The organism is Streptomyces inhibens, from assembly GCF_003389455.1.
Lineage (GTDB): Bacteria > Actinomycetota > Actinomycetes > Streptomycetales > Streptomycetaceae > Streptomyces > Streptomyces inhibens.
This window is the reverse complement of sequence record NZ_QUAC01000376.1, coordinates 1-6331: the sequence shown is the minus strand read 5'-3', so window position 1 is coordinate 6331 and position 6331 is coordinate 1. Positions and strand designations below refer to the sequence as shown.

Genomic DNA, 6331 nt, shown 5'->3' with positions numbered 1-6331 from the left:
CCTCGGCGGCCAGCGCGGCGGCCGCCGTCGCTCCGGTCGCGGCGAGCGCCCGGGCCACCGCCGCCCCGTCGCACCGCCCCTCCCCCAGCAACTCCGCTTCCACATCGCGCAGTTCGAGCCGCGCCTGCGGCCGGGTCTCGTCCAGCGCGGTCTGCCGGACCCGCAGCAGCCCGGGGGCGCCGCCCGCCCCCTCGCCGCGCCCAGGCCCCCGCCCGTTCGCCCGTACGAGGAAGAGCAGGGTGCGGCTGCGCGCGAATCCACCGGTGTGCGCGGCCACCACCAGCACATCGGCAGTGTGCCCGTTCAGCACCTGCCCGGCCTCCCCGTACAGCCGCCAGCCGGTGCCCTGGGCGCGCGCCTGGATGCCGCCGGCCCGGCCGCCGCCCGCCCAGTCGCCGTCGTTCGGCCCGGTCAGCGCGAGTGCGGTGGACAGCCGGCCGGCCGGTACGACGGGCGTCGCGGTCAGCTCCCCGGCGGCGATGGCCGGCAGCAGCTCGGCGCGCTGCCGCTCGCTGCCCAGCGCGAGAATCAGCGGGGCGGCCAGCGCGGCGGTGGCGATCAGCGGCGAGGGAAGCACGGCGCGGCCGGTCTCCTCACAGGCCAGGGCGAGTTCGGTGGGCCCGCAGTCCGCCCCGCCGTAGGCGGCGGGCAGCGCCAGGCCCGGCAGTCCGAGCTGGGCGGCGAGCTGCCGCCAGAGCTGTTCGTCGTAGCCCGGTGGGGTGCGTACGGCCGCCTTGACCTCGTCCGGACCGCAGCGTTTGTGCAGCAGTTCGCGCAGGGTACGGCGGATCTCGTGCTGCTCCTCGGTGAACGCGGCATCCATCGGCGGGCTCCTCCCGGCCGTGCGACAACGCCCGTCCGGTTCGACGGGCCCCCCGCTTCCGATCTGACGGGCCGTCATAGTAGGGACGGGCGGTGCACTTTCCTAGGGAGTGTTCGTAAAGTCCGGGCCGCGTTCGCGGAGGAACGGCGTCGATCGCGGCTGCGAGGCCGGACGGGCGGCCCCACGATGCGTGGGGCCGCCCTGGGTGCCTTCTGCCCGGTCAGCGGACGAGATGGACGGTGATCGTCGTTTCCGTGCTACTGACGTTGTCGGCGTGGACGAAGCCCTGGGCTGTGCGGTAGCGCCCGGTGCCTCCGGTGATCGCGAGGTCGATGTTGCCGGGCCCGGCAGCTGTGACGGTGAACCGGCCTTCCACCGTGAGCTGCCCCAGAGGAAGGGCGAGGTCGCCCGCGCACTGGAGGTCGAACTCGTCCATGGGGGCGGTGCGGGTCAGCGTGCAGATCTCGCTGTAGGTGCCGACGGCGACGCTGGCGCGGAAGAGATTCCCGGTGATGACGAATTCGTCTCCCTGGCTGGGCCCGGTCGACCCGTCCACATCGACGAAAGCGCTTTGCGTCTGCTTCGCGACCAGCTGGAAGACTTCCTCTCTCGGAGGGTAGGAATCGCCGCCGGAACCGGTGGCGGCCGACGCCGGGTGAGAGCAGAAAAGGAGGGCCGCCAATCCGGTGGCCGCGCTCAGACCGACATGCTTGAAGTGACGCACGGTTTTCTCCTGTGGGACTGGAAGGGAAATGCACTGGCTATTTGCCATGAGATGCACTGATTCCCGGAGCGATATCGCGTGGCTGGTACGGCCCCGCGCATCCCGCCCGGCCATCGAGCCGGCGTTCCGGCGGCCGGGTTCTCACATGCTCCGGCGCCGGTCGTGCATGCCGGATCCGCCCGGCCGCTGTGCCCGGGTGGGTCAGATGCCGGGTCCGGAGACGTAGGTGAACGCTCCCGATGAGGTGCCGCCGGGGCCGGTGACGGTGACGTCGAAGGTGCCTTCGGTGGCGCTGGGCGGGGACGAGGCGGTCACGGTGGTATCGGAGATGACCGCGAAGGGCGCCGGAACGCCGTGGAAGGTGACCTGTTCGGTGTGGCTCAGGCCGGTGCCGGTGATCGTCACCCCGGTGCCGCCGGAGGTCGGTCCCGTACCGGGGCTGACGTTGGTGACAGTGGACTGGCCGACGTAGGTGTAGGTCAGGCCGTCGGCGCTCCCGCCGCTGGTGATCACGGTGACGGCGACGCCACCCGGCGCCGGGGCACCGCCGGCCCTGACGGTGATCTGGGTGTCGGAGACGCTTTGGATGACGGCCCGGGTGGTGCCGAAGAACACGTCGATCGCTCCGGCGAGGTTGTGGCCGGTGATGACGATCGCCTGGTCGCTGCCCGAGACGGGGCCCGCGGCGGGGCTGATGCCGGTGAGGGCGGGCGCCGGCACGTAGAAGAAGGATCCGAGGGTGCCGGTGCCGCCTGGGGTGGTGACCGTCACGGGGACGGCACCGGAGCCGGCGGGGGCGGTGACGGTCACCGAGGTCGCCGTGTTGGCGGTGATGACGGCCTGGGCGGTGCCGAAGTGCGCGGCGGTGGCGTTGGCCAGGTGGTGACCGGTCAGCGTCACGGTGGTTCCGCCTGCCGTGGGCCCCTGGTCGGGGATCACGGTCGTCGCCATGACTTCGACGGTGCCGGCGTTGGAGTCGCTCACATAGGCGCGTGTCCCGTCGGGGAAGACGGCGATGCCGAGGGGGCCGTCTCCCACGCCGATGTTCTCGACGACGGTGCGGGTGGCGGTGTCGATCACACCCACCGTGTCCGGTCCGGAATTCGCCACGTACAGATGGGAGCCGTCGGGGCTCAGCGCCAGGAAGCGCGGCATGGCGCTGACGCCGATGGTGTCGGTGACGGTGTTGGTGGCGGTGTCGATCACACTCACCGAGGAGCTGCCGGCGTTCGTGACGTAGACCCGGGCCCCGTCGGAGCTGACCGCCAGCAGGATGGGGACGTCGCCGGCGACGATCGTGGCGATGACGGTGTTCGTGGCGGTGTCGATCGCGCTGACGGAACCCGAGAAGCTCGCCACATAGGCGCGGGTCCCGTCCGGGGTGACGACCACGCCGGTCGGCCCGGTCCCGACGGTCACGGTGCCGGTGACGGTGTTGGTGGCGGTGTCGACCACACTCACCAGGTTCGTGGTCTGCAGCGTCACGTAGGCACGGGTGCCGTCCGGGGTGAACGCCACCAGCGTCGCTCCCGCCCCTACGGGGATGTCCGTGACGATGGTGTTCGTGGCGGTGTCGATCACGTTGACCAGACCGTCGCCGGCGGCGGTCGCATACACGCGGGTGCCGTCCGGACTGATCGCCACGCCCCCGAGACCGGCCCCTGTGGGGATGGTGTCCGTGACGGTGTCGGTGGCGGTGTCGATCACACTCACCGTGTCCGAGCCCCGGTTGCCCACATAAGCGTGGGCCGCGTCGGGTGTAAGGACAATTGACCCGGGTGTGTTACCCACGGGAATGACGGTCCCTGCCGCGAATGCGGCGAGTAATTCGGAGTCGCGCACCCCGGCAGGCGCCGGCGGTTGCGAGGTATAGGCGAACATGACACTCCCTAAGGTCGACGGGACGACCTTGTCCCGCACACGGAAATGTCTGCTCCGCCGTATGGGCTGACAGCGAGCAGGCGTCCGGTCTCGGACCGGACGGAGAAATGCACACAGCGATGTGAGAATACCCTCCGCCTGAAATCCTTTAAAGCCCTCTCCGTAACTCCGATTCTCCGATAATCGTTTTACGCCGCCTTCCTTGAACAACATCGCTGCCGGACCCCGCCGCCCGGCGGATCGCGGTCCGGGCCCCTCGCGCCCGCATCGGGCGACGTGCCCACGGAGGGCCGGGCAGCAGCCGCGCTCCATGCCCTGCCCACCCCAACTGATCTGATGTACCGTCAGATTCATGACTTCAGGGACCCCTTACGGGAAGCGCAAGGTCGCCGTCGCCGGAGTTGCCCTGTCCGACTGCGGACGCGTGGACGAGGCCACCCCGTACGCCCTGCACGCCCAGGCCGCCCGCCGGGCGCTCGCCGACAGCGGGCTGGACCGTTCGGTGATCGACGGCTTCGCCTCGGCCGGGCTGGGCACCCTCGCGCCCGTCGAGGTCGCCGAATATCTGGGGCTGCGCCCCACCTGGGTCGACTCGACCTCGGTCGGCGGCGCCACCTGGGAGGTGATGGCCGCGCACGCCGCCGACGCGATCGCCGCCGGCCACGCCAAGGCCGTCCTCCTGGTCTACGGCTCCACCGCCCGCGCCGACATCAAGGCCGGGCGCCGCACCTCCAACCTCTCCTTCGGCGCCCGCGGACCGCTCCAGTTCGAGGCCCCCTACGGGCATACCCTGATCGCCAAATACGCCATGGCCGCCCGCCGCCATATGCACCAATACGGCACCACACTGGAGCAGTTGGCCCAGATAGCGGTCCAGGCACGGGCCAACGCGGCGGCCAACCCGGACGCCCTGTACCGCGACCCGATCACCGTCGACGAGGTCCTCGCCGGCCCGATGATCGCCGACCCGTTCACCAAACTGCACTGCTGCATCCGCTCCGACGGCGGCTGCGCGGTCCTGCTCGTCGCCGAGGACTACGTCCCCGATCTCGCCAAACCGCCCGTATGGGTGCTCGGTTCCGGCACCGCGGTCTCGCACACCACCATGTCCGAATGGGACGACTTCACCGTCTCCCCCGCGGCGGTCTCCGGCCGACTGGCCTTCGAACGCGCCGGTGTCCGGCCCGCCGAGATCGACCTCGCCGAGCTCTACGACGCCTTCACCTATATGACCCTGGTGACGCTGGAGGACCTGGGCTTCTGCGCCAAGGGCGAGGGCGGCGCATTCGTCGGGAAGGGGCGGCTGCTGCGCGACGGTGAGCTGCCGGTCAACACCGACGGCGGCGGTCTGGCCGCCTGCCATCCCGGCATGCGCGGCCTGTTCCTGCTGGTGGAGGCGGTACGCCAGCTCCGCGGCGAGGCCGGCCCGGACCGCCAGGTCCGCAAGCCCGACGGCGGACTGCCCCAGCTCGCGGTCGCCTCCGGCACGGGCGGCTGGTTCTGCTCCTCGGGAACGGTGGTGCTGGGGCGGGGGTGAGGGGCCGGCCCGGGATGCACCCGGGCCGGCCCGCTCCTCACTTCCGGCCCAGCCGCTCCTCGATCAGATCGGCAGCCCGGCGGGCGCCCCCCTCGGCACAGGCCTCGGCCCGCAGCTCGGCCGAGCGCGCGGCCACCCGGGGATCGGTCGTGAGCTGCGTCAGCGCCGTACGCAATGCCTCTGCCGTGGCATCAGCAGTGTCGATACGGCGGGCGACACCCAGCTCGACCAGCTGGTCGGCGTTGACGAACTGCTCGGCGCCCTGCGGCACGGCGATCATCGGCACACCGGCGTACAGCCCCTCACCGCTGCTGCCCATCCCGGCATGCGTCACAAACGCGTCCGCCTGCTCCAGGATGGCCAACTGCGGTACCCAGGACCGCACTTCGATGTTCGCCGGAAGCCTGGCACCCAGCTCCGCCGGATCGGTGTACTTGCCGATCTGCAGCACCACATGCCACCCGGGCAGCTCCCCGAACGCGGCCACACACTGCCGGTAGAACTCCGGCTGCCGGGTGTACGCCGAGCCCAGCGACACCAGCAGCACCTTCTCGGCGCCGGCCGGCCGCTTCCAGCCGCCCTGCTCCGCACGGTCGCCCGGGCACGGCCCGACAAAGGTCACCGCGTCCGTGTCGACCCGGTCCGCATGCGGCTGCATGGCCCGCGGGATCATCGCCAGCGCCCGGCGCGGCCGGCCGGAGAACTCGTCGACGTCCGTGGTGAGCGCACCGCACCGCGCCAGCCAGGCGGCGAACCGCTCCCGATAGACATCGGCCCCCGGCAGCCCGGCCAACAGCGCGCCGATCTCCTCCTGGGCGCCCTCCCAGCCCACAAAGGTCGGTGACAGCTGGACGAGGTCGCGGCGCTGCGCCTCGGCCAGCGCGCGGGCCGCATAGGCGGCGATGTCGTAGAGGTAGAGGTCGGCGGGGTCGTCGTCGTACGCGGCGTGCAACTGCGGCAATACGTCGATCGCGTCGTCGAGGAAGAGGGAGGAGGCGGCGATCGGGTCCTGCGGCCAGTTGTTGTCGGCGACCGGCAGGGTGGAGGTGTAACGGACGAACTCGGCGCCGGTGGAGGCGATCAGCGCGGCGGCGTGGTCGGTGTTGGCGTAGGTGACGCGATGGCCGCGGGCCACCAGCTCACGGATGATCTCCAGGCTGGGCAGCACATGGCTGACCATGGGCGCGCCGATCATGGCGATATGGGCCGGCGTATGGGCAGAGACCGGTGCATGGGCAGAGAGACGCATGGGAGCAGGACTTCCTTCGGTACAGAGCTACGGCAGGGAACACGGAAGCCCGACCGCCCGGGCGGCGCCGCGCGGGGCCGGCCGGGAAGCCGGTCGCGCCGGGGGCACGCCTGGGTG

At 71.4% G+C, this 6331-nt stretch carries 5 protein-coding genes; 1 reads left to right on the top strand and 4 read right to left on the bottom strand.

Features of this window, described 5'->3' with window-relative positions:
- From DY245_RS34905 to DY245_RS34895, 3 genes are all read right to left on the bottom strand, one after another.
- Positions 1 to 823: acyl-CoA dehydrogenase family protein (locus tag DY245_RS34905; protein WP_147318411.1), on the bottom strand; the 823-nt coding region annotated here is incomplete at its 3' end.
- A 220-nt stretch (positions 824 to 1043) separates the two neighbouring features.
- On the bottom strand, positions 1044 to 1547 hold the full coding sequence (locus tag DY245_RS34900; protein WP_128511115.1) for an allene oxide cyclase barrel-like domain-containing protein: 504 nt from the start codon (positions 1545 to 1547) through the stop codon (positions 1044 to 1046).
- Between the two features lie 201 nt (positions 1548 to 1748).
- A complete protein-coding gene (locus DY245_RS34895; RefSeq protein ID WP_128511114.1) occupies positions 1749 to 3428 on the bottom strand; it encodes an IPT/TIG domain-containing protein in 1680 nt (559 codons plus the stop codon).
- A 352-nt stretch (positions 3429 to 3780) separates the two neighbouring features.
- Between DY245_RS34895 and DY245_RS34890 the strand changes: the two genes are divergently transcribed.
- On the top strand, positions 3781 to 4965 hold the full coding sequence (locus DY245_RS34890) for a thiolase C-terminal domain-containing protein (protein WP_128511113.1): 1185 nt from the start codon (positions 3781 to 3783) through the stop codon (positions 4963 to 4965).
- 37 nt (positions 4966 to 5002) lie between these two features.
- Here the strand turns inward: DY245_RS34890 and DY245_RS34885 are convergent, their stop codons facing one another.
- Entirely contained in the window at positions 5003 to 6214 is a 1212-nt protein-coding gene (locus DY245_RS34885) for a macrolide family glycosyltransferase (RefSeq protein ID WP_342354249.1), read from the bottom strand.
- Positions 6215 to 6331 lie beyond the last annotated feature (117 nt).